15 protein-coding genes are annotated in these 24719 nt (G+C 41.9%); 14 read left to right on the forward strand and 1 reads right to left on the reverse strand.

Annotation, left to right across the window (positions count from 1 at the left end):
* The first annotated feature begins 33 nt into the window (after positions 1-33).
* Entirely contained in the window at positions 34-1890 is a 1857-nt protein-coding gene (locus OCK74_RS10700; protein WP_279297027.1) for a glycoside hydrolase family 2 protein, read from the forward strand.
* 108 nt (positions 1891-1998) lie between these two features.
* Here OCK74_RS10700 and OCK74_RS10705 read toward each other — a convergent pair whose 3' ends face one another.
* Positions 1999-2769, reverse strand: a complete 771-nt coding sequence (locus OCK74_RS10705) for a response regulator transcription factor (protein ID WP_279297028.1) — start codon at positions 2767-2769, stop codon at positions 1999-2001.
* 335 nt (positions 2770-3104) lie between these two features.
* On the opposite strand from OCK74_RS10705, the gene OCK74_RS10710 reads away from it, so the two are divergent.
* The 13 genes from OCK74_RS10710 (at position 3105) to OCK74_RS10770 (ending at position 24698) form a co-directional block, all read left to right on the forward strand.
* Entirely contained in the window at positions 3105-6284 is a 3180-nt protein-coding gene (locus OCK74_RS10710; protein ID WP_279297029.1) for a SusC/RagA family TonB-linked outer membrane protein, read from the forward strand.
* A gap of 18 nt (positions 6285-6302) precedes the next feature.
* Positions 6303-8192, forward strand: a complete 1890-nt coding sequence (locus OCK74_RS10715; RefSeq protein ID WP_279297030.1) for a RagB/SusD family nutrient uptake outer membrane protein — start codon at positions 6303-6305, stop codon at positions 8190-8192.
* Between the two features lie 22 nt (positions 8193-8214).
* On the forward strand, positions 8215-8922 hold the full coding sequence (locus OCK74_RS10720) for a DUF3823 domain-containing protein (RefSeq protein ID WP_279297031.1): 708 nt from the start codon (positions 8215-8217) through the stop codon (positions 8920-8922).
* Positions 8923-9006: 84 nt separating this feature from the next.
* The gene (locus OCK74_RS10725; protein WP_279297032.1) at positions 9007-10074 is read left to right on the forward strand and encodes a glycoside hydrolase family 43 protein; all 1068 of its coding nucleotides are present in this window, start codon (positions 9007-9009) and stop codon (positions 10072-10074) included.
* 9 nt (positions 10075-10083) lie between these two features.
* Positions 10084-12537 (forward strand): glutaminase family protein, encoded by a 2454-nt coding sequence (locus tag OCK74_RS10730; protein WP_279297033.1) that lies wholly within the window; start codon positions 10084-10086, stop codon positions 12535-12537.
* 170 nt (positions 12538-12707) lie between these two features.
* Positions 12708-13223 (forward strand): RICIN domain-containing protein, encoded by a 516-nt coding sequence (locus OCK74_RS10735; RefSeq protein ID WP_279297034.1) that lies wholly within the window; start codon positions 12708-12710, stop codon positions 13221-13223.
* 54 nt (positions 13224-13277) lie between these two features.
* Complete coding sequence (locus OCK74_RS10740; protein WP_279297035.1) at positions 13278-15569, forward strand: GH92 family glycosyl hydrolase; 2292 nt, start codon at positions 13278-13280, stop codon at positions 15567-15569.
* Between the two features lie 101 nt (positions 15570-15670).
* Positions 15671-17413, forward strand: coding sequence for a GMC family oxidoreductase (locus OCK74_RS10745; RefSeq protein WP_279297036.1), 1743 nt, complete (start codon positions 15671-15673; stop codon positions 17411-17413).
* A 24-nt stretch (positions 17414-17437) separates the two neighbouring features.
* Positions 17438-18109: a gluconate 2-dehydrogenase subunit 3 family protein gene (locus tag OCK74_RS10750; protein ID WP_279297037.1), complete on the forward strand. Its 672-nt coding sequence runs from the start codon at positions 17438-17440 to the stop codon at positions 18107-18109.
* Positions 18110-18140: 31 nt separating this feature from the next.
* On the forward strand, positions 18141-20441 hold the full coding sequence (locus tag OCK74_RS10755) for a GH92 family glycosyl hydrolase (RefSeq protein ID WP_279297038.1): 2301 nt from the start codon (positions 18141-18143) through the stop codon (positions 20439-20441).
* The gene (locus tag OCK74_RS10760) at positions 20438-21544 is read left to right on the forward strand and encodes a glycoside hydrolase family 76 protein (RefSeq protein ID WP_279297039.1); all 1107 of its coding nucleotides are present in this window, start codon (positions 20438-20440) and stop codon (positions 21542-21544) included. Before OCK74_RS10755 ends, OCK74_RS10760 begins: the two co-directional genes overlap by 4 nt.
* A gap of 172 nt (positions 21545-21716) precedes the next feature.
* The gene (locus OCK74_RS10765; RefSeq protein WP_279297040.1) at positions 21717-22646 is read left to right on the forward strand and encodes a glycoside hydrolase family 43 protein; all 930 of its coding nucleotides are present in this window, start codon (positions 21717-21719) and stop codon (positions 22644-22646) included.
* A 3-nt stretch (positions 22647-22649) separates the two neighbouring features.
* Entirely contained in the window at positions 22650-24698 is a 2049-nt protein-coding gene (locus OCK74_RS10770) for a beta-L-arabinofuranosidase domain-containing protein (protein WP_279297041.1), read from the forward strand.
* The last annotated feature ends 21 nt before the right edge of the window (positions 24699-24719 follow it).

The raw sequence follows: 24719 nt of genomic DNA on the forward strand, positions 1-24719 counted from the left end.
TGGGCTTTACTCATTACTAAAGAATGATTAAAAATGAAAAAACATTCCTCTTATCTATTGGTTGCGCTCCTGCTGTCACAGTTGACTATAAATGCGCAGAAAAATTGGCAAATGGTGCCTGGAAGAATTGCAACTCCTTGGGCGGAAAAGGTGAATCCGGCAGCTCCCTTGCCTGAGTATCCACGTCCGCAGATGGTACGCAGCAATTGGACCAATTTAAATGGACTTTGGCAGTATGCTATGCTACCCAAAGACCAGGAATCCATCCCTGCTGCTGATCAGGGAAATATCCTCGTTCCGTTTGCTGTGGAATCCTCGCTTTCAGGTGTTGGTAAAACAGTGGGAAAAGATAGTGTACTCTGGTATAAGCGCACGATATCTGTGCCTACGGCAAAAGGTAAAACGGTCCTCTTGCATTTTGGTGCAGTGGATTGGTTGTGCACTGTGTATGTTAATGGAAAGGAAGTGGGATCACATCAAGGAGGATATGATCCATTCTCTATGGATATCACCGGGGCTTTAAAAAAGGGTGCAACCCAGGATATCGCTATAAAGGTTTGGGATCCTTCCGATGAGGGCCCTCAGCCGCGTGGAAAGCAGGTGAAAAAAACTCATGCCATATGGTATACGCCTGTGACTGGAATCTGGCAAACCGTATGGCTGGAAACAGTGCCGCAGACTTATATTGCTGCTACCCGTCAGACTCCTGATCTAGATCAGAATGTATTAAAGGCAGAAGCTTCTTTGGAAAAATCCCAAACTGGAGATCAGGTAATTGTTTCAGCCTGGGATAAAGGAACGAAAGTAGCCGAACAAACTGTGGCTCCAAATACTGAAGCCTCATTAACGATTCCCAACCCGAAACTCTGGTCTCCGCAGTCTCCTTTTCTCTATGACCTGAAGTACACGGTTGTCCGCAAAGGGAAAGTTGTTGATGAAGTAAAAAGCTATTTCGCGATGCGTAAGGTTTCTATGGCGCCTGACCAGAATGGCATACAACGCATGCTCCTCAACAATCAGTTCGTGTTTCAATATGGTCCACTAGACCAGGGTTGGTGGCCTGATGGTTTGTACACGGCTCCAACAGATGAAGCCTTAAAGTTCGACATAGAGAAGACAAAAGAAATGGGCTTCAACATGATCCGTAAACATGTGAAAGTGGAGCCGGCTCGCTGGTACACCTACTGCGACCAAATGGGTATTCTGGTGTGGCAGGATATGCCAAGCGGGGATTTGGGGAATCGTTGGGAGAACCGTCCGGGGATTTTTGGAAGGGCAACAGACAAACAGCGAACCTCAGAGTCTGAAACTGCCTTCCGCACTGAATGGAAAGAGATCATGCAGGACTTGCACAATTTTCCGAGCATCGTAGTTTGGGTGCCATTTAATGAAGCCTGGGGACAGTTTAAAACAAAAGAAATTGTTGAATGGACCATGCAGAAAGATCCATCACGGTTGACCAATACAGCTAGTGGTGGAAACTTTGAAGATGTTGGCCATATCATTGATCTGCATAATTATCCCGAGCCTTTGATGCCGGATCCTGCATTGTTCGGGCAAAAAAGAATACTGGTATTAGGCGAATTTGGTGGTCTGGGTTTGCCCGTAGAGAACCACACCTGGCAGGATAAAAACAATTGGGGCTATCAGAGTTTTAAAAATCAGGAGGAGCTGTTAACTCGTTATTCAGAATTTATCGACCGTATACCATTCCTGATTTCAAAAGGATTATCTGCCGCCGTTTATACACAGACTACTGATGTGGAAATTGAAACAAATGGTTTGATGACCTACGACAGGAAGGTGATCAAGATTCCTGTAAACAAATTGAATGAGATTCATAGCAAGTTATACAACCCAACATTGGTGGCAGCAAATCTTAAGAAGTGAAATAGATGCATATAAAGCCACTTTTAAAAAATAAACAACTTCATGTAACTGGTGTTTTCTCTCATATAGCAATCGTTTATGCCCTTTGTTTTTACAAAGGGCTTTTTCTTAAACCTTCTTTATCTGTTTGGAGTTCATGTATTCAGTAGGAGTCATACCGAATTGCTTCAGAAAGTTACGGGCAAAATTACTCTGCGAACTGAAGCCCACCATGGCAGCGATTTCATAGATGCGGTAATCTCCTTCTGCTAATAATTCTGCAGCCCGTTTCAGCCTGGTAACATTAATAAGTTCAACAGGTGTCAGGTCCGATATGGCTTTGATCTTCCGGTAAAGTGTGATCCGGCTCATGTTCATGATCTTTGCCACCTTTTCTACATCCAGTTCTTCATCTTCAATATTCCTGTAAATAGTTTCATTCAGTGTTTCTAAAAAGCGTTCATCTGCTTTGGAGTGGGCAATGCTTTTGATATGCACCAGTGGAGAGCTGGCGAAATATTCCCTGATCATATTCCTGTTGGCAATCAGGCTCGATATCTGTGCCAGTAGATGTTCTTTAGAAAAAGGCTTTTCAATATAGGCATCAGCGCCCAGTTCCAATCCTTCTACTTTCGATTGAATAGTATTTTTAGCTGTTAATAAGATGACAGGTATGTGCGAGTATTCATAATTGGATTTGATGATCTTACACAAGGCAAAGCCATCCATTTCCGGCATCATCACATCACTCACCACCAGGTGAACTGCTTCTGTTTCCAGTTTGCTCAGTGCTTCCTTGCCGTTCTCGGCCTTCAATACAGTGTACTTGCTTTTTAAAATACGTTCAAGGAAATCAAGAATTTCTTCTTCATCATCTACTAATAAAATGGTTGGCAACATATCAGTTAATTAAAAAAGCAAATTACACCAAAATGTAACAAATTGTAAAAGTTATGAAATGCTCCGAATAAGACTACTGTTTATGATACTGTTACTTTACAAAATGATTTGAATGTTATCTGTTCACGCAATTCAAATCACTCAAACATTACTCATCATTAACCTCTAACAATTGATTGCTTATGCCTGAAACAAAAAAATACCAGATTTAATCCAACAAATCCGCTCTAATCTGCTTTACTGGCGTATGCCATTCTTCAAACGATAGTCCCTAGGATGATCGTAATGGGATCCGTCTATTCATTTAGTATGTCTTAAAATTTCAATTGCCTGCTATGAATTTTAAAAACAAGCATTTACTGCATGACAGCTTTCATGCAAAGTTTACTTTTGGGCAAAGAGGAGGCCTTATGATGGGCTTGCTTCTTGTAGCCGTTTTATGGAATACTGCTTTTTCCCAAGCTCCCGGTAGAATTAGGTTAACCGGTGCAGTGAGGGATAGTAGCGGTATTGTCATCCCCCAGGTAACGATAACAGAAAAGGGTACCAACAACCGGGCACTTTCCGGGGGCGATGGCAGCTTTAGTATCAGTGTAGCCAATAACAACGCTGTACTGGTGTTTACATCTGTTGGTTATGCACCACAGGAAGTAATGGTTGGTGGACAAACCAACTTGAATGTATCTCTTCATCTTCAGAATTCATCTCTTGGCGAAGTTGTAGTGGTGGGTTATGGTACGAAAAAGAAAGAGTCCATCACCGGTTCCATTTCGTCAATTACTGCATCCGATATAGACCATGTTCACGGTGGTTCAACAGTGAGCTCCAGTCTTGCCGGGAAGCTGCCGGGCGTTACTTTCCGCATGCCTGATGGAAGGCCAGGTTCAAGTGCAAACATCAACGTTCGTAATTTGGGTAGCCCTTTATTTATTATTGATGGCATTCAACAGGATGCTGGCCAGTTCAATAACCTGTCACCAAACGACATTGAAAGCATCAGCGTATTGAAAGACGCATCGGCTGCTATTTATGGTGTACAGGCTGCAAATGGTGTTGTGGTGGTAACCACGAAAAGAGGAAGGGCCGGAAGTGGCAACTCCATTAACGTGGATGCTTATTATGGCATTCAAAACTGGACAAGGTTCCCCGACGTAGTCAATTCGTATGAATGGCAGTTAGGAAAGGTGGCAGCTGAAATGAACAGGGTAAACCCCGGTACATCAATGACGAAAGCCGAATTGGAAAGATGGAAGGCCGGCTCTGAATATGGATACCGTGATTTCAACTGGCATGACTTTATCATCAAGAAAAATTCTCCTGTTAAGTCCATCAATGTAAATGCTACAGGTGGATCAGATAAGATCAATTACTACCTGTCTTTGACGCGCCTGGATCAGAATTCTGTGTTGGGAAGGGAGTTTACTTTCGAAAGAACAAACTTGCAATCAAATATTGATGCCAAAGTAACCAACAGGCTGAAAGTAGGTGTTCAGATCAATGGCCGCATTGAAACAAGGGATAACCCTGGCGTACCTGGTGGCGATGACTATTGGGCCCCTCGTTTTGCCTTGTTGAGAAACTTACCATTTGAACGTCCATATGCCAATGATAATCCGGATTACTTGAACGACATCGGTCATAATGCTGAAAACTGGGGCTTATTGAATAAAGCGCAATCTGGTTACTGGCATGAAGACTGGCGGGTGTTACAAACCAACTTTACTGCGGAATACCAATTGCCGGTAAAGGGACTGAATGCTCGTGGCATGTACTCTTATTACATTGCAGATAAGGTAATGAATGGGCACGAGTATACCTATGATGCTTATCGCTTTAATCCGGTGGACAGTACCTACACCAGGACAGGTGGTAGCACCAACCCCTGGCGCGAACGTGGGACCCATAAGGTATTCAATAAAGTTGTTCAGGGTCAATTGAACTATAACAACACATTTGGCGATCATAGTGTTGGTGCCACATTTGTTGTGGAAAGAAGGGATAGGAACGAAACGGATGTATGGGTACATGCAGTGCCTAAAACAAATGCGCTCCCTCTTCTATACTTTGCTGATGTTGATACATATAATGATAACGATTGGGAAGAAGCGCGTGTAGGTTATATAGGAAGGCTGAACTATAATTTCCGGAACAAATATTATGCAGAGGTCTCTGCCAGGAGAGATGCCTCTTGGAAATTTGCACCTGGTAAAAGAACAGGGACCTTTCCCGGAGTATCAGCTGGTTGGAGGCTAACTCAAGAGAACTTCTTCAGATCCCTGGTGAAGGAAAGCATTTTAAGTGAGTTAAAGCTTCGTGCTTCTTATGGCGAGTTGGGAGATGATAATGTAGGTATTGGTGCCTTTGATTATCTTTCTGGTTATAACTACAACAGCGGCTCCAATTCTATTTTTGATGGTAACCTGGTTGTTGGCTCAAGGTATAGAGGTGTTCCAACGAATAATATTACCTGGTTTATCAGTACCATGGCTGATGTTGGTGTCGACTTCACCTTGTTGAAAGGTAAACTTTCTGGTTCAGTTGATTATTTTCATCGCAAGCGTACCGGGCTGGTTGGCGCCAAATACGATGTTTTGGTTCCTTCAGAACTGGGGTACAACCTTCCCCAGGAAAATGTAAACAGCGACGCGAACATGGGCGGTGAGTTGGCGTTGAATTATAATAACAAAGCTGGTGAACTCAAATATTCTGTAGGTGGTAATTTCTCATTGTCAAGAAGCAAATTCCTGAAGGGGTATAAACTCACTTATGGTAATTCTTGGGACTATTACCGCAATGGAATTGAGGATAGGTGGAATGGCATTTATTGGGGTTATGAAGTAATTGGACAGTTCGAGTCTCAGGAGCAGATCAATCATTATGCAATTAATAACGATGGACAAAATAACCGCACCCTGTTGCCCGGCGACCTGATGTATAAAGACGTCAACAACGACGGGAAAATAGATGGCTATGATGTTCGTCCGATTGGCTATACCGGCGCAAACCCCAATATCAATTTTGGACTCAGCTTTTCTCTTTCCTGGAGAGGTGTTGATTTTACAGCAGACTTTTCTGGCGCATCCCTCTACACCTTTACCAGGGATTGGGAAATGAGGTGGCCTTATCAGAACAATGGTAATTTATTGAAGGACTTTTATGAAGACAGCTGGCACAGGGCAGATCCATGGGATGTAAACAGTGCTTGGAGTCCTGGTAAATACCCCGCGCTCAGGTTCAATGACGGTGGCCACAGCAATTATAACAAACAATCCACTTTCTGGGTTACGAACTTAAGCTACCTGCGGGCAAGAACACTGGAAATAGGTTATTCACTTCCAAAAGCTTTACTGGATAGAGCGAAGATCAAGAAAACAAGAATTTATGTAAATGCATACAACCTGTTCTCTATTGATAATGCTTATCAGTATGGTCTGGATCCTGAAGTGGTGGATGGTAACGGTCTTCAGTATCCGCAAAATAAAGTGATCAACTTCGGTGTGAACCTTTCTTTATAATGATTAAATCAACTATAGATGAAAAGATATTATTCTCTAATGATATTAGCACTTCTCGTCCTTGGTTTTGGGTGTAAGAAGGACGACGAGTTTTTGAATAAAGAGCCTAAAAATATCCTTCTTGAGGAAGCGACCTGGAAGGATAAAACACTGATCGTATCAGTACTGGCCGATCTGTATGACCGTATTCCGGATTACCAGGGCCTGTTGGGTGGTCAATGGCAACGTTTCGGAGATTTTAATGAAGCCTTGATATCCAACAATGGAGACAACTGGCGTTTTCAAAACCAGGATTGGGCTTATGGAGAATGGAGTACCTGGGATTATGGATTTATCAGGGAACTCAACCTGTTTATTCAGCAGGCAGAAAAGGCTACCGAACTTGAAGAGGTGGATAGAAAAAGATTTTTTGCTGAAGGACGTTTCCTTCGTGCCCTTATGTATTTCGACCATGTAAAGCGTATGGGTGGTGTTCCGCTGATCCTGGAGCCAATGACTTATGACTTCAGTGGTGATCCAACCTATTTACAACATCCAAGAGCGAAAGAATCTGAGATCTATGATTTCCTGATCAGTGAGATGGAAGCCATCAAAGGAGACCTGCCCAATACGCCGGGAACTAAGTCTAGAGCTACAAAAGCTGCTGCTTTGGCTTTGGAAGCAAGGGCTGCTTTATATGCTGGTTCTATTGCAAAATATGGCTCGTCGAAAACTCCGGAAGTAACACTGCCAGGAGGTGAAGTAGGCATACCTGCTAGCAAAGCACAGGGCTACTATCAAACAGCATTGAAAGCTGCACAGGAAATCATAACTGGTGGAGGCTATTCTTTGTATAAAAAGAAAGAGAATTTGTCTGATAACTTCTCCAGCTTGTTTCTGGACAAAGCAAACAACCCTGAAGTGATTTTTGCTGAAGACTACAAGTTGAAAAGTAAAATGCACGATTTCACAGTGGACAATCAGCCCTATTCCATGACGGAGGAAAGCTTTGGCGGCAGAACCAATCCATCATTGAATTTCGTGCAGTCGTTTGAGTTGCTCAATAATACGTTTGCGCCTATTGCGAATGTTTCAGGAACCGATTATATTTTCTACGATAACCCACAGGATATTTTTGCAGGAAGAGATGCCCGCCTCGCCGGAACAGTGATCCTTCCTGGCTCAAGTTTTAGAAACAGGCCTGTAGATATCTGGGGTGGATTTATGCTGGCAGATAAAAGTATCGTTACAGGTACACGGGTGAATGAACAAAAAACCTTGCCTGGTAAATCCGCACCTGAAGTGATTGTAGGTAGGGATGGTCCGATAGCAGGCCAGGAGTTTACCGCTCAAACAGGCTTTTACATTAGAAAGTACTTGGATCCAACCATTGGTGCAGGTTCCTTAGGTACCAAAAGTGAAGTGTGGTGGATCCGCTACCGTTATGCTGAAGTATTGCTGAATGCAGCCGAAGCTGCTTTTGAATTAGATCAGAAAAATGTGGCTGTAGGATATTTGAACGAGGTACGCGACAGGGCAGGATTGAAAACGCCATTAACAGAAGGCGAGCTCTCTTTTGATCGCTTTGTTCAGGAAAGAAGAGTGGAATTGGCATTTGAGGATCATATGCTTTGGGATATGAAACGTTGGAGGTTGGCTGGTGCAGTATGGAACGGATCACAAATGACAGAGGCTGATTTGAAAGCGAATATTGGAAAAGCAGATAAACCCAATACTCAGGTTTTTGGATTGATCCCATATAAGTATTATGCGCCCGGAGATCCAAACAATGGCAAATGGGTGTTTAAAGTGGCAAAGCCAAATGCTGTGACGAACCCTGACCGCTTCCGTTTGGGTAACTACTATTCCTACATTGCTGACAACATTATCGCTAACAATCCAAAGTTGGTTAGAAATCCAAATCAATAGTCATTCACTGATAAATAAAAAGATGATGAAATTCAGATCTTATTATATCATACTGTGTGCATTCATTTGCTTATTGGCATCGTGCTCAAAAGATACTTATGATCCGCCTGGTGCTACATTCAATGGAAGGATCGTATACAATGGTGAAGCCATCAATGTAGCATACGACCAGGTTCGCTTTCAACTCTGGCAGTCAGGATTTGGTAAGCTGACGCCTATTGATGTAACGATCAAACAGGATGGTTCTTTCTCGTCCATGCTATTTAATGGCACTTATAAAATTTCTTTTCCCGGCGGGCAGGGGCCATATATGACCAAACAGAATGGCACTGCAAAGGACACAGTTGCGCTTGAGATCAATGGGAATAAAAGCATGGATATCGAAGTGCTTCCTTATTACATGATCAGGAACCCACAGTTTTCCATCAGCTCAGGAAAAGTAACAGGTTCCTTCAAATTGGATAAGATCATTACAGATGCCAATGCAAAGAATATAGATAAAGTTGTTTTATACCTGAATACTACTTCATTTGTATCAGATGCGGGTTCTGCCAATGTTGCAAAGAAGGAACTATCAGGTGCCAGTATCACAGATATGAACAACATTATCCTGGATGTGAATGTACCTACCTTAACACGTACCCAGGATTATATTTTCGCCAGGGTAGGAGTCAAGATCAGCGGAGTAGAAGACATGCTCTACTCGCCTGTTAAGGAGTTGAAATTGTAACGTGAAATAAAAAATAAAGGAAAGCCATCCTACACGTAACTTACAGATGAACGATGGCTTTCCTTTAATATAGAACAATAAAGCATGAAAAGATTTTCCCTCCTGTTGATCTTAACAGTTGCATTGTTTTCAGGCAATGTAATGTCACAGAGTATAACGAATGCTACTTTTTTAAATCCTTTATTGCCTTCAGGAGCTGATCCCTTCTCTTTTTACAAAGATGACTATTATTACTATACCCATACTTTAGGCAACCGGATCGATATCTGGAAGACAAAAAGTCTTGCAGACCTGCCTCATGCAGAGCGGAAAACGATATTTACGCCACCGGCTGGTACTGCTTATTCCAAAAATTTATGGGCTCCTGAAATTCAACACATCCATGGTAAATGGTATGTCTACTTTGCAGCAGATGATGGGAAGAATGAAAATCATCGTTTGTATGTATTGGAAAATGCGGCACTGGATCCTTTTCAAGGCCAATGGGTGTTCAAAGGTAAGATAGCTGACACCTCAGACAAATGGGCTATTGATGGAGATGTTTTTGAGTACAAAAAACGTTTGTACATGATTTGGTCAGGATGGGAGGGAACTGTCAACGGCCAGCAAAATATCTACATCGCCAAAATGAAAAATCCCTGGACCATTGAGGGCGATCGCGTACTGATTTCTATGCCAACTTTTGAATGGGAGAAAGACGGTGATTTGGGTAGTGGGAGTAACCCTTCTCACGTGAATGTGAACGAAGGCCCTCAGGCAATGATGCACAATAAAAAGCTTTTTATTGTGTTTTCCGCCAGTGGCTGCTGGACTGATAACTATGCGCTTGGGCTTTTAACTTTTACAGGTAGAGGGAATATTCTGGATGCATCAAAATGGGTAAAAAATGGGCAGCCATTATTCAAACAAAACAAAGAAAACGGTGTGTTTGCTCCCGGGCATAATTCATTTTTCAAATCTCCCGATCAAAAGGAAGACTGGATTTTATATCATGCCAATGACAAACCAGGGCAAGGGTGTGGGCGTTTTCGTTCTCCAAGAGCACAAAGGTTTTCCTGGAATAAAGACGGTACACCCAATTTGGGAGAACCTGTTAAAACTGCAACTTCCTTAGATGCTCCTTCTGAAAACAAACAATTAACAACACGATAATAATTAACCATGAAAAGACTTTTCAGCTTTCTCTTTTTATTTTTCTGTGCTTTTGGTAATCTGGTTGCTCAATTAACAAAAGCGCCTGCTTATCCCCTGATTACACATGATCCTTATTTCAGCATTTGGTCAATGACCGATACGCTGTTGGCGGCACCTACCAGGCATTGGACGGGTACTGATCATTCTTTGGTTGGATTGATCAAAGTAGATGGTGTAGTTTATCGTTTCATGGGTAATGCGGAAAGAAGCTTTAAAACGATATTGCCTGCTTCTGATGATGCAGGTTATGCAATTGCTTATACTGAATCAACACCTGCTGACAACTGGATGCAGTCATCTTTTGACGACAGCAATTGGAAAAATGGGAAAGCACCTGTTGGTGACAATAAAACGGTAAGCAATACGCTTTGGACGAGCCGGAATATTTGGGTGCGTCGCACATTTACAGTGGATGATCTGAACTTTAATAATTTGTTTCTAAAGCTGCAGCACGATGATAATACAGAGGTTTATTTAAATGGTAAAAAGATTTATGAACACAAAGGCTGGCTTTCTAAGTTCAACTATCTCCCACTGCATGATGCCCTCAAAAGAAATCTGGTTAAAGGAAGGAATGTATTGGCGATACACGTTGCAAATACCGCGGGAGGTTCCTGGCTGGATTTTGGAATTGTAGATGAAGAAAAAATGAAAGGGGCAGACATTCACAATGCTGTTCAGAAAACAGTAGTGATCAATGCTACGCAGACCAAATACGAATTTACTTGCGGTAAAATAGATCTTTCTTTACAATTTACTTCGCCCTTGCTGATGAATGACCTGCAATTGGTATCACGTCCCGTTTCATATATCACTACCCGCGTAAAGTCCAACGATGGAGTTGCTCACGATGTACAGGTGTTTCTGGGGGCTGCGGCTGATATCGCAACCAATGTAGCATCGCAGGAAGTGGCAGCACAACAATACACCAGTAGTGGTTTATCACTGTTAAAAGCTGGCACCACGGCTCAGCCAATGCTGCAAAAGAAAGGTGATGACCTGCGTATAGATTGGGGATATATGTACCTGGGTGTTCCAGTTGCAGCAAAGGCAAAGCAATATATCTCCCCATCCAAAAATGTAGTTTCCTCATTTGTGAAGAATGATTACAGCTCTGTTACTAAAGGCAAAAAATTAATGCTGAATACCATTTTGCCCTTGGGAAAGGTAGATGCAAAAGGTAAAGAGTCCTTTGTGCTTTTAGGTTATGATGATCTGTATTCAATTCAATATTTTGGTCAAAACCTGAAACCGCTTTGGAAAGAGTCTGGAGCTTCTATTGAAAAAACAATGGAGAAAGCTGCTGCAGACTATAGAAAAGTATTACAGCAATGTGAAGCATTCAACGCAAGCATGTTCCGTGATGCACAAAAAGCAGGTGGTGAAAATTATGCCCGCCTGTGCGAGCTGGCCTATCGCCAGGCTATTGCTGCACACAAACTGGTACGCAGCCCTCAGGGTGAATTATTGTTCCTTTCCAAAGAAAACTACAGCAATGGTTCCATCAATACAGTAGATGTAACTTATCCATCTGCTCCTTTATTCCTGGCGTACAATCCGGATCTTTTGAAAGGAATGCTGAACGGCATATTCTATTACAGCGAAAGCGGTAAATGGACGAAGCCATTTGCTGCCCACGATTTGGGTACATATCCTCTTGCCAATGGTCAGACTTATGGTGATGATATGCCGGTGGAAGAGTGCGGAAATATGGTCATCCTGTCCGCTGCTATTGTGAAAGCTGAAGGAAATGCTTCCTATGCTAAAAAGCACTGGAGATCACTAACCCAATGGACCGATTACCTGGTAAAAGAAGGCTTCGATCCGGCCAATCAATTATGTACTGATGATTTTGCCGGGCACTTGGCAAGGAATACGAACCTTTCGATTAAAGCAATTATGGGTATTGGCGGCTATGCTTTTATGGCCGAACAGTTAGGACAAAAGGAAACGGCTCAGAAATACAAGGCGATCGCACAGCAAATGGCAAAAAAATGGATGCAAATGGCTGATGACGGAGACCATTATGCGTTGACTTTTGATAAAAAAGGAACCTGGAGTCAGAAGTACAACCTGGTATGGGATAAGATACTGGATCTGAACCTCTTCCCGCAAGAGGTGTACGAAAAGGAAGTGAAATACTACCTGGGCCGTCAGAATGAATTTGGTCTGCCTTTGGACAGCAGGAAAGGATATACCAAATCGGACTGGATAATATGGACCTCAGTTCTTGCGGATCAAAAAAGCGATTTTGAAGCTTTAGTGAACCCTGTGTACAAATTCGCAATGCAAACACCCAGCCGTGTGCCTCTGAGTGACTGGCATGAAACAAGCAATGGCAGACAGGTTGGTTTCCAGGCCCGCAGTGTGGTAGGAGGCTATTTTATTAAAGTGTTGGAACAAAAACTCTCAGGAAAATAATTGATGCAAATGGCAATCCTTACCGCCATGATAAAGTCAATTTGATTAAAAAATAAGCAGTATAAATTAAGTGATCAAAATGGTTTTTTAGTGCATAGCAAATGTTAGACAAATACGACCTGCTGTTTCAACAGTTGGTCGTTTATTAGAGAACCTTTAATGCTTGAAATATGAAAATGAGACTTGCATTTACTTTATGGATCATAATGTTGTTTGCTGGTATGAATAGTATTCATGCCCAGGTAATAAAGGGAACTTATGCGATCAAAAATGTTCAGACAGGAATTTTATTACGTCCTTTGGACGCAAATAAAAAAGATGGCGTTCCCATTATAGCCTATTCACCCGTAAATTGGAAGTGCGTTACCTGGGATTTTAATCATTTGGAAGGCGACACTTATCAGCTTCGTAATTTGTTTACAGGTAAAACTTTTCAGCCGGTTCTGCAGCATCCTGCTGAAGGCGATAGCTTGATACAACAGCCTTTGGTAACGAATCAATCCAATCAACAGTTTGAATTCATTCCTGTAAAAAAGAATACGTACCTGATACGTTTAAAAGGTACATCACTTTATGTGATGCCTTCTGATCAGTCTGGATCAATAAATGCTCCGATCCTGTTGAAAAAAAGAAACAATAAAGACGATCAGTTTTGGACCATTTATGAACAGCATCCCACTATGTGATATCAAATTCTTTTGTGGACTTGATCATTGTATAAAATTTCTTACAACACAATAATGAAGAAATCGCTTTGTCTTTTGATGTTTTTGCAATTGGGTAGTATGGCGCTTTATGCCAGGGGTAAAGATCCGGTTGACTATGTAAATACATTACAGGGAACGAACTCTAAACATGAGTTAACCCGCGGCAATACTTATCCAACTACTGCCTTACCATTTGGTATGCATACCTGGACACCCCAAACCGGTAAGAACGGAGATGGGTGGAAGTATCAGTATTTCAAAAAATCAATCCGTGGGTTTCAGCAGGCGCATCAATGCAGCTCCTGGACAACAGATTACTGTGTTTTTTCCTTCATGCCTCTTTCCGGTAAATTAATTGTAAATGAAGAAGAACGGGCAACAGGGTTCAGCCATGACAATGAGATTGCAAAGCCAAACTATTACCGGGTGAAACTGGACAATGGAATTGTGACAGAAATGTCGCCAACAGAACGTGGTGCCCATCTTAGGTTTACCTTTCCAAAGGGTAGTGCCAGTTATCTTGTATTAGACGGATATACGGGTATCAGCGAAATTAATATCTGGCCCCGGGAAAGAAAGATCACCGGTTATGTAAGCAATAATAAAAACAACAAGGGGAACCTGATCAAAAGCTATTTCGAGATCCAATTTGATAAGCCTTTTAAAAGCTACGGTACATGGGAAAACCGCGGCAATACCATTCAGAAAGATCAACTACAGTATGAAGGTCAAGGTATAGGCGCCTACATACAATTTAATGATGGTGAAAAGGTTCAATTGAAAGTAGCCTCTTCATACATAAGTCAGGAACAGGCTGGTGTAACTTTGAAAGCTGAGTTAGGTAAATTCAAAAACCTGGACGATACAAAAGCAGCTGCAGCAGCAATCTGGAATAAACACTTGTGCAGGATCTTGGTGGAAGGTGGATCGGAAGAAGATAAAGCAACTTTTTATTCTTGCTTCTTCAGGGCCAGCCTTTTTTCTCGCCAGTTTTATGAATATGATAAAGAAGGTAATCCTTATTATTTTAGTCCTTATGATGGTAAGGTTCACAAAGGCTATATGTTTACCGATACCGGCTTTTGGGATACCTTCAGAGCACAGTTTCCTTTAAATACGATCATGTATCCCACCATGCATGGCCGCTACATGCAGGCTTTGCTCGATGCAAAAGAGCAATGTGGCTGGTTGCCTTCCTGGTCATTCCCTGGTGAAGGAGGAAGTATGATCGGCAATCATGCAATTTCACTTCTTGCCGATGCCTGGGTCAAAGGCATCAGAACATTCGATCCTGAACGGGCTTTAAGCGCATACCTGTATGAAGCCACGAATAAAGGACCCTGGGGACCAGCTAATGGCAGGCATGGCTGGAAGGAATATTACCAGTTGGGTTATGTTCCATATCCTGAATACGGTGAAGCTACCGCTAAAACACTGGAATATGCATATGATGACTTTTGTGGCTACCAGTTGGCAAATTTAACAGGCAACAATTTCTATAAGAATGTCTTTGCACGGCAAATGTATAATTACAGGAATGTATATGATTCCGGTACCCGGTTTATGCGTGGTAAAAAAGTGAATGGTGAGTGGGTCTCTGATTTTGATCCGATTGAATGGGGTGGGCCATTTACAGAAGGCAATGCATGGCATTGGCAGTGGTCTGTGTTTCATGATGTCCAAGGCCTTATTAATTTAATGGGTGGTGATAAAAATTTTACTGCCAAACTCGATTCTGTTTTCTCAGTTCCTAATGCAGTGAAGGTAGGTTCATATAGAGGAATGATCCATGAAATGTCAGAAATGGTAATGGCAAATATGGGTCAGTACGCCCATGGCAATCAACCCATTCAACACATGATTTATTTATACAATTATGCAGGTGAACCCTGGAAGGCTCAGTGGCATGTGCGTAACGTTATGAGAAAGCTTTACAACGCTACAGAAAACGGCTATCCCGGTGATGAAGATCAGGGACAAACATCATCCTGGTATGTTTTAAGTGCATTAGGTTTTTATAGTGTCTGTCCGGGAACAAATCAATATGTTATAGGAAGTCCTGTCTTTGAAAAGGTGACCATCACTTTGGAAAACGGGAAGAAGTTTGTCATTGAAGCGAAGAATAATAGTAGGGAGCGCGTGTATATTCAATCTGCAACACTGAATGGTAAAACATACAATCATAATTGGTTGACTTATGATGATATTGTCAATGGAGGAAACCTGCAGTTTGAAATGGGCGATAAGCCTGCTGTTAAAAGAGGCACAAACGAGGAAGACAAACCTTTCTCCTTATCATTAAAGCAAATTAAAAAGACTTGGTAATGGAGGGTATTAAGGAATAAATTATCTTGTAGTATATCTTTCTTGTTCTTGTGATCTGTTTTTCAAATTCTCTTTTGTAAAAAAATAAGCATCAGGTAATTATGGCAAATGACAAGCTCCAAATAAAAAAAACATCTAAAACATATGATGTAGTAATTGTGGGCTCAGGTGCAGGAGGCGGTATGGCTGGTTACATTCTGGCAAATGCAGGCGTAAAGGTCCTGATGTTGGAAGCCGGCCCTTTCTTTGACCCGGCAAAAGATTCACATCAACTGAAATGGAGTTATGAGTCGCCAAGAAGAGGTGCCTCAACTACACGACCCTTTGGGGATTTTGATGCGGCTTATGGTGGATGGCAAATAGAAGGTGAACCTTATACCCACAAGGATAATACAGCGTTTGAATGGTTTCGTTCGCGAATGTTGGGTGGCAGAACCAACCACTGGGGTAGAATTTCTTTACGCTTTGGGCCTAAAGACTTTCAGCCTGATGATGGAGTTAGTGATGCCTGGCCAATTACATATGATGAGATAAAACCGTATTATGATCGTGTGGACCAGCTGATTGGCGTGTATGGTACAAAGGAGGGAATTGAAAACGAACCGGATGGTATATTTCTTCCGCCACCCAAACCCAGGTTACATGAGTTGTTGATTAAAAATGCGGCAGCAAGCGTAGGGGTGCCTGTGATAGCAGGAAGAGGTTCTGTATTAACGGAAGCTTTGCCCAATAATAAAGACAGGCATGCTTGTTTTTATTGTGGCCAGTGTGGACGCAGTTGTAAAATTTACGGCGACTTTTCATCTTCCTCTGCACTTGTGATACCCGCAATGAAAACGGGTAATCTGGAAGTTATTTCCAATGCCATGGTTCGGGAGGTTTTAACCGACGAAAAAGGATTGGCTACTGGTGTTTCTTATGTAGATAAGAAAGATTTGCAGGAATACTCCGTTAGTGCAACAACAGTAATACTGGCTGCTAGCGCATGTGAATCAGCACGGATCATGCTGAATTCGAAATCGGCCAGGCATCCGAACGGAATAAGTAACAGCAGTGGTTTGGTGGGAAGGTACCTGCACGATTCAACAGGTTCCTCTATGTCTGGCTTTCTCCCGCAATTGATGGACCGTAAGCGCTATAATGAGGATGGCGTGGGTAGTTTGCATATTTATTCGCCCTGGTGGGGCAATAATAAGAAATTAGATTTTCCACGAGGATATCATATCGAATTTGGTGGCGGTATGCGCATGCCCTCTTATGGCTTTGGTGGTCATGTACCTAAAGCAAATGGAATGGTGCCGGATAGAAACGGGAACAAAAAAGAGGCAGGTGGCTATGGCGCTTCATTAAAAGATGACTATCGCCGATTTTATGGTACTGAGGTGGGCATGGCAGGGCGGGGCGTAGGCTTGGCAAGATATGAGAACTATTGTGAGATTGATCCAAACACAGTAGACAAGTATGGTATTCCTGTATTGCGTTTTAACTATACTTGGACCAGTGACGAGATCAACCAGGCAAAACACATGCAGGCAACTTTTTCAGAAATCATGCATGCAATGGGAGCTGTTGTATTAAATGGTCCGGCCGGTCCGGAAACAAATTATGGTTTGGATAAGCCCGGAAAAATTATTCATGAAGTAGGAACTGCCAGGATGGGTAACAATCCTCGGAAATCGGTGGTAAATAAATGGTGTCAGGCACATGAATGCAAAAATTTGTTCATAACAGATGGCGCTCCCATGGTGCAGCAAGGCGATAAAAATCCTACCTGGACCATCCTTGCTTTATCCATGCGTACAGCGGAATACATCTTAGACCAGCGTAAAAAGCAAAATATTTAATCATCCATTCATGACTATACTTGTATGAACAGACGCGAATCCCTCAAAGCATTAAGTATAACTGCAATCTCAACTGGCGTTCTATTAGGTGCCTGTAAGACAAAGGATGAAGTAGTGGTAAAAGGAACCAGCATTACCGCTAATGAAGATGAAGCTGGCCTCCAGCATTTTGAAGTGGAACGCAACCAAAAGTTGCTAAGTGAAAAGTTCTTTACGGATCATGAAATGGCAACCATAACAGTACTTGGTGATATTATTATTCCAAGAGATGAACGTTCCGGTAGTGCATCAGATGCCAAAGTGCCGGAGTTTATTGAATTTATTGTAAAAGATATCCCGGAACATCAGGTCCCCATGCGTGGAGGCCTTCGCTGGTTGGACATGCAATGTCTAAAACGTTTCAATAATTCCTTTATAGACTGTACCGCACAACAGCAAATAGAAATTGTAGATGAAATTGCCTACCCGGCAAAAGCAAATCCTGAAATGCAGCAGGGTGTCGCCTTCTTTAACAGGATGAGAAGTTTAACAGCATCCGGATTTTTTACAAGTAAAATGGGTATTGGAGATTTAGGTTATATGGGCAATCGACCAGGAAAGTGGACAGGTGTTCCTGCAGAAGTATTGCAACAATATAATATGCAGGACCACGGCTATGAAGTGGCCTTTCGTAACATCAAAATAAAACAGTTATAAATTAATTATCGCTTTTTTGAAAAGGCACATCATGAAGAGATTTATTCTATTTTTTATTGTATTCAATGTATTTGTTGATACGCAGGCTCAATTAGTAACTAATGTATCCGATCCTGTGGAGTGGGTGAACCCTTTAATGGGAACAGATTCAAAACCCAGCATGTCTAATGGTAATACCTATCCATCCATCTGTGTGCCCTGGGGTATGAACTTTTGGATGCCTCAAACAGGTCCAATGGGCAGTGGCTGGGGGTACACTTATAATTCTGATAAAATCAAAGGTTTTAAGCAGACCCATCAGCCTTCGCCATGGATGAACGACTATGGTCAGTTTTCTATAATGCCAGTTACCGGTAAAATGAAGTTCAGGGAAGATGACCGGGCTAGTTGGTTCTCTCATAAAGCAGAGATAGCAAAACCTTACTACTATAGTGTATATTTAGCTGACCATGATGTCACTACGGAGATCACACCTACTGAAAGAGCAGCTCAATTCCGGTTTACCTACCCGCAATCCGATAGTTCATTCATTGTAATTGATGCCTTTGATAAAGGATCATATGTAAAGCTGATTCCTGAACAAAATAAGATTATAGGTTATACAACCAAAAACAGTGGCGGCGTACCTCAAAACTTTAAAAACTATTTTGTTATTTATATCAGCAAGCCATTTACTGTATCATATGGCTGGCATGATAGTACATTGACAAAAGAATCAAAAGAAATTGTTGCTAACCATGCAGGGGCCGTAATCGGCTTTAAAACAGTAAAAGGTGAAAAGGTCGTTTTAAGAGTAGCTTCTTCATTTATCAGTTATGAACAGGCAGAACATAATTTGAAAAGCGAATTGGGCAGTGAAACATTTGATGTTACAAAAGAAAAAGCAAAAAGTGCATGGAATAAGCAATTGGGCCGGTTGTTAGTTGAAGGCGGAACGGTTGATCAAACGCGGACTTTTTACTCTTGCCTGTATCGTACACTTCAGTTCCCTCAAAAACATTACGAAATAGATCAAAACGGAAACCTTGTTCACTATAGTCCTTATAACGGCAAAGTGTTACCGGGTTATATGTTTGCAGGTACCGGCTTTTGGGATACTTTCCGGGCATTATACCCCTTTTTGAATTTCCTTTATCCTTCTATCAATAAAGAAATGCAGGAAGGATTAGTGAATGATTATAAAGAGGGTGGCTTTTTACCTGAATGGTCCAGTCCTGGTTATAGAAATGTAATGGTCGGCAATAACTCTGCTTCTGTTGTGGCTGATGCTTATTTGAAAGGACTAAGAGGATACGATATCAATACCTTGTACGAAGCTCTGGTGAAAGATGCCAATAGCGAAGGGCCATTGACGGCAGTGGCCAGGAAAGGTGTGCAATACTACAATGAGTTGGGTTATGTTCCATACAACGTAGACATTAATGAAAGTGCTGCCCGCACATTAGAGTATGCGTATGATGACTTTACCATTTATCAACTGGCAAAAAAGTTGGGAAGACCAAAGTCGGAAATCGATTTGTATGCCAAACGAGCTCAAAACTATAGCAACCTGTTTGACCCGGAAACTAAATTGATGCGGGGTAAAAATAAAGATGGCAGCTTTCAGTCTCCGTTCAATCCTTTCAAATGGGGTGATGCCTTCACAGAAGGGAATAGCTGGCATTATAGCTGGAGTGTGTTTCATGATATAGAGGGATTAAAGGGCCTAATGGGAGGAAATGAAATGTTTGTCAGCATGCTGGATTCTGTATTTAATATGCCACCGGTTTTTGATGAAAGTTATTACGGGGGAGTGATACATGAAATAAGAGAAATGCAGATCATGAACATGGGGCAGTATGCGCACGGTAATCAGCCTATTCAGCACATGATTTATTTATACAACTATGCCGGACAGCCTTGGAAAACCCAGTATTGGATACGGGAGGCGATGAATAAGTTGTATAAGCCTTCGCCTGATGGATACTGCGGTGATGAGGATAATGGCCAGACGTCTGCCTGGTATGTGTTTTCAGCAATGGGTTTTTACCCGGTTTGTCCGGGTACCGATCAATATGTATTGGGGACACCACTTTTCAAAAAAATGACTATCACCTTGGAAAATGGAAAGCAGTTACAAATCAATGCACCGGATAACAGTGCTCAAAACGTTTACGTGAGCAGTCTTCAATTCAACGGAAAACTATACGATAAAAACTGGGTCAGCCATTTCGACTTGCAAAAAGGTGGTACCCTTCAGTTTGTGATGAGTAATGTGCCGAATAAAAGCAGGGGCATTCAGTCGGCGGCTTATCCCTATTCGCTATCCCTGGATAAAGGATTCCCATTATGAACATCCGTATATTCCTCTATGCCGTAATGATCCGGTTGTTAGTATGTAATTCCGTACTGGCACAAACAACAGATCGCTCGGATAATTTTCAATACCAAAGTGAACTGGATGAATTTCAGCAGGCAATCGAAAATAATTTTTATGATCCTGCTGCCGGCTTCTATAAAGAAACTGTGGTGGTTGAAAAAGATAAAAATGCTTTTTCTTATCTGTGGCCATTGTGCGGCCTCATTCAGGCCAATAATGAGATAGAAAAATTATCAGGCAAGAAAGATCTGGTACAACGTATGCTAAACATGATTCAGGAGTATTATGATCCTGTAGCACCTGCACCCGGATATGCGTCTTACATCATGAAGCTGAAAGGGGGAGACCGTTTTTATGACGATAACCAGTGGATTGGAATTGCCTGTTTGGATGCTTATAAAAGGGAAAAGAATCCTGCATTCCTGAAACAGGCAGAATTGATATATCGCTACATGATGACAGGATACGATACAGTATTACAGGGTGGCATCTATTGGCAGGAAAACAAAAAAACTTCAAAGAATACTTGTTCCAACGGGCCGGGAATTGTACTGGCGCTTCAGTTATACCAGGCAACTAAGCAGAAAAGTTATCTGGATACGGCTTTGCAGTTATATAAATGGGTGAACGATCATTTGAAGGCTCCTTCCGGATTATATTATGATAACATTCAGGTGGGCAATAAAAAAATAGGAAAGGCGATATATTCATACAATACAGGAACCATGCTGCAATCAAATATTTATCTCTATGAAATAACAAGGGATAGAAAATATTTGAAGCAGGCAGTGGCCATAGCTGATAGTGCACTGCTGTATTTTCATGCAAATGGTACTTTCAGGGATGATTATTGGTTCAATGCGGTGCTTTTGCGAGCATACCAGCATTTGTTGCAACATCATAAAGACACGAAATATATAAAGGCATTTCAGGTGTGTACTGATCATGCCTTGATGAAGAATAGGAATCCTCTTGGCCTAATGGGTAAAGACAAGACACTTGACCTGGTTGCTCAATCAGGTATGCTGGAAATATTGGCCCGTCTGGCATTTCTGCAAAAAACGCATCAACTATAAACTATGAATATGTTGCAGGCTGTTGCTTAAATAAAGTGAACTCAATAACCAGAATTCTTAGTGTACACATTGCATATTGTCAAAAAAATAAAAGTTTTAATTAACAATGCGATTAAAGAGCTTGTCAGTTTCCTGTTTTTTATGTTGTGCCATTTTGAGCTGTTCACCAAAGATGCAGTCTTCAACAAACAATACAACTTCCGGTAATCCTGTTTTTCCAGGGTGGTATGCCGATCCTGAAGGTGCTGTTTTCAATAAACGATATTGGATATATCCAACCTATTCTGCTCCCTATAATGAGCAGGTGTTTTTTGATGCCTTTTCCTCACCCGATCTCATTACCTGGACCAAGCACTCCCGTATTTTGGATACGTCTAATGTACCTTGGGCAAAGCGGGCAGTCTGGGCGCCAGCTATTATAGAAAAAGAAGGCAAGTATTATTTATTCTTTGGCGCCAATGATATACAGAACAACCAGGAATATGGTGGTATTGGCGTGGCCGTTTCTAATAAGCCCGAAGGTCCTTTTAAAGATTATTTGGGTAAGCCATTGATCAGTCAATTTCATAATGGAGCACAGCCCATCGATCAATTTGTGTTTAAAGATAAGGACGGGCAATACTATATGATCTATGGTGGTTGGCGCCACTGCAATATCGCCAAATTGAAAAATGATTTTTCAAGCTTCATTCCTTTTGAAGACGGGACAACTTTTAAAGAGATCACTCCTAAAGGTTATGTGGAAGGTCCTTTTATGTTTATGAAAGAGGGTAAGTATTACTTTATGTGGTCAGAAGGTGGCTGGACAGGACCTGATTATTCTGTTGCTTATGCCATTGCTGATACTCCTATGGGACCTTTTGAGCGAATCGGAAAAATACTGCAGCAAGATCCGAAAGTAGCAACAGGTGCCGGCCATCATTCTGTGATTCATGTTCCTAAAAAAGATAAATGGTTTATTGTTTATCATCGAAGACCTTTGGGCGAAACCGCTGCCAACCACCGCGTTACCTGTATCGATGAAATGCATTTTGATGATAAAGGGTTGATTAAACCGATAACAATTACTTCAGGAGGCGTTGCTCCACAACCTATAAAATAATAAATGATGTACTTAAAAAAGTTGTTGGTCACTTATAGTTTCATTCAAGTGGCTGTAATTGGAACAATGGCACAAACATCAGTTCCTTCTAAGTATAGTTCTGAATTGGGACAGCTCAAATATCAGGAAGTTCCTTTAGGATCCATAAAACCAGAGGGCTGGCTGTTGCATCAGCTACAAATCATGCGGAATGGCACATCCGGGCATTTAGATGAAGTGTACTGGAAAGTCAAGAATGATAATGGCTGGTTAGGTGGCAAAGGTGATGGCTGGGAAGAAACTCCTTATTGGCTGGATGGGGCGGTTCCGCTGGCTTACCAATTGGATGATGTTGCATTAAAAGAAAAAGTGTTGAAATATATCAACTGGACACTGAACAATCAGCGACCTTCCGGTTACTTTGGCCCTATAACAAAGTGGGAGCGGGAAACTGGCAAGCAAATAACAATTGAAACCTGTGAAAAAGGGGAGGACTGGTGGCCACGTATGATCATGTTAAAAGTATTAAAGCAATACTATACCGCTACTAACGACAACCGCGTGATTCCTTTCATGATCAAATATTTTGACTACCAGAAAAAAGTTTTAAAAAAATGCCCGATTGGGAAATGGACAGAATGGGCCCAGTCAAGAGCGCACGATAATATTCTGATGGTTCAGTGGTTGTTTTCCAAAACGAAAGATCCGTCACTGCTGCAACTGGCTTCCTTGATACAATCGCAAGCTTTCCCTTGGAGTAGTTGGCTGGGCAACCGCGATTGGGTGATCCATGCAGCTGCTTTTCAAAACGATAGTGCATGGATGAGCCGGCATGGAGTAAATGTAGCTATGGCCTTAAAAGATCCTGCCGTTCATTTCCAACGTACTGGTGATTCATCGTATCTGAAAACATTGAAGACAGGGTTTACAGATTTAATGACGCTGCATGGATTGCCTATGGGCATTTTTTCTGCGGACGAGGATTTGCATGGAAACGATCCTGTACAGGGTACTGAGCTTTGTGCTGTTGTAGAGGCGCAGTATTCGCTCGAAGAGATCATTGGTATTACCGGCGATACATATTATATGGAAGCCTTGGAGCGAATGACATTTAATGCCTTACCCACACAGACCACTGATGATTACAACAACAAACAATATTTCCAGGTGGCCAATCAGGTGCAGGTAGAAAGAGGTGTTTATAATTTTTCATTGCCATTCGACCGGGAAATGAACAACGTATTTGGTATGCGAAGCGGCTATACATGTTGCTTGGCGAATATGCACCAGGGCTGGACCAAGTTTACTTCCCACCTCTGGTATAGAACACCGGTCAATGGTCTGGCCGCGCTCCATTATAGTCCGAACAGGATTACAGCCAAAGTAGGTAAAAACAACACGGAAGTAGCGATTTACGAAGAAACAGCTTATCCCTTTGATGACCAGATCAACTTTACGTTCAGTACAAAAAATGAGGTTGCCTTCCCCATGCAATTGCGCATTCCGGTATGGTGTAATGAGGCGATTATTTCTTTGAATGGAAAGGAAATCCGTAGAGAGAAAGGTGGTCAGATCATTACCATAGACAGGATCTGGAAAAATGGAGACCAGTTGACATTACTGTTGCCAATGACTGTGACCACTTCCAATTGGGGGCGAAATTCCCGGGTGATTGAGAGAGGCCCGTTAGTGTATGCTTTAAAGTTGGAAGAAAGCTGGGAAAAGGAACAGGATGAAAAAGAAGGTGAATATTTCACAGTCCATCCAAAAGGAGATTGGAATTATGGCATTCTGGAAAAAATTGTAAAGGATCCCATTCACAACCTGGAAGTAAAAAAAATAAAACCAGTTTCAAATGATTTCGTTTGGAACTTAGCCAATGCTCCAATTGAAATTAGTGCCCAGGCTAAGAAAATTCCGGATTGGAAAGTGATCAACGATGTGGCTCCCCAACCCGTAAGTGATCGAACAGGTATATATAAGGGCAAAGTAATAGAGGAAGTAAAAACCATAACTCTGGTGCCCTATGGTTGTACTAAAGTGAGGGTTGTGGCTTTCCCTGTAGTAAAATAAGGTGTATCTTACAAGAAGAAA

The sequence above is a fragment of the Paraflavisolibacter caeni genome (assembly GCF_025628885.1).
In the GTDB taxonomy this organism is placed as follows: Bacteria; Bacteroidota; Bacteroidia; order Chitinophagales; family Chitinophagaceae; genus Flavisolibacter; species Flavisolibacter caeni.

Coding starts and splice junctions, on each gene's coding strand:
- OCK74_RS10740 (WP_279297035.1), top strand. CDS start 13,278: ATGAAGAAATCGCTTTGTCTTTTGATGTTTTTGCAATTGGGTAGTATG.
- OCK74_RS10745 (WP_279297036.1), top strand. CDS start 15,671: ATGGCAAATGACAAGCTCCAAATAAAAAAAACATCTAAAACATATGAT.
- OCK74_RS10720 (WP_279297031.1), top strand. CDS start 8,215: ATGATGAAATTCAGATCTTATTATATCATACTGTGTGCATTCATTTGC.
- OCK74_RS10760 (WP_279297039.1), top strand. CDS start 20,438: ATGAACATCCGTATATTCCTCTATGCCGTAATGATCCGGTTGTTAGTA.
- OCK74_RS10710 (WP_279297029.1), top strand. CDS start 3,105: ATGAATTTTAAAAACAAGCATTTACTGCATGACAGCTTTCATGCAAAG.
- OCK74_RS10735 (WP_279297034.1), top strand. CDS start 12,708: ATGAAAATGAGACTTGCATTTACTTTATGGATCATAATGTTGTTTGCT.
- OCK74_RS10765 (WP_279297040.1), top strand. CDS start 21,717: ATGCAGTCTTCAACAAACAATACAACTTCCGGTAATCCTGTTTTTCCA.
- OCK74_RS10700 (WP_279297027.1), top strand. CDS start 34: ATGAAAAAACATTCCTCTTATCTATTGGTTGCGCTCCTGCTGTCACAG.
- OCK74_RS10770 (WP_279297041.1), top strand. CDS start 22,650: ATGATGTACTTAAAAAAGTTGTTGGTCACTTATAGTTTCATTCAAGTG.
- OCK74_RS10715 (WP_279297030.1), top strand. CDS start 6,303: ATGAAAAGATATTATTCTCTAATGATATTAGCACTTCTCGTCCTTGGT.
- OCK74_RS10750 (WP_279297037.1), top strand. CDS start 17,438: ATGAACAGACGCGAATCCCTCAAAGCATTAAGTATAACTGCAATCTCA.
- OCK74_RS10730 (WP_279297033.1), top strand. CDS start 10,084: ATGAAAAGACTTTTCAGCTTTCTCTTTTTATTTTTCTGTGCTTTTGGT.
- OCK74_RS10705 (WP_279297028.1), bottom strand. CDS start 2,769: ATGTTGCCAACCATTTTATTAGTAGATGATGAAGAAGAAATTCTTGAT.
- OCK74_RS10725 (WP_279297032.1), top strand. CDS start 9,007: ATGAAAAGATTTTCCCTCCTGTTGATCTTAACAGTTGCATTGTTTTCA.
- OCK74_RS10755 (WP_279297038.1), top strand. CDS start 18,141: ATGAAGAGATTTATTCTATTTTTTATTGTATTCAATGTATTTGTTGAT.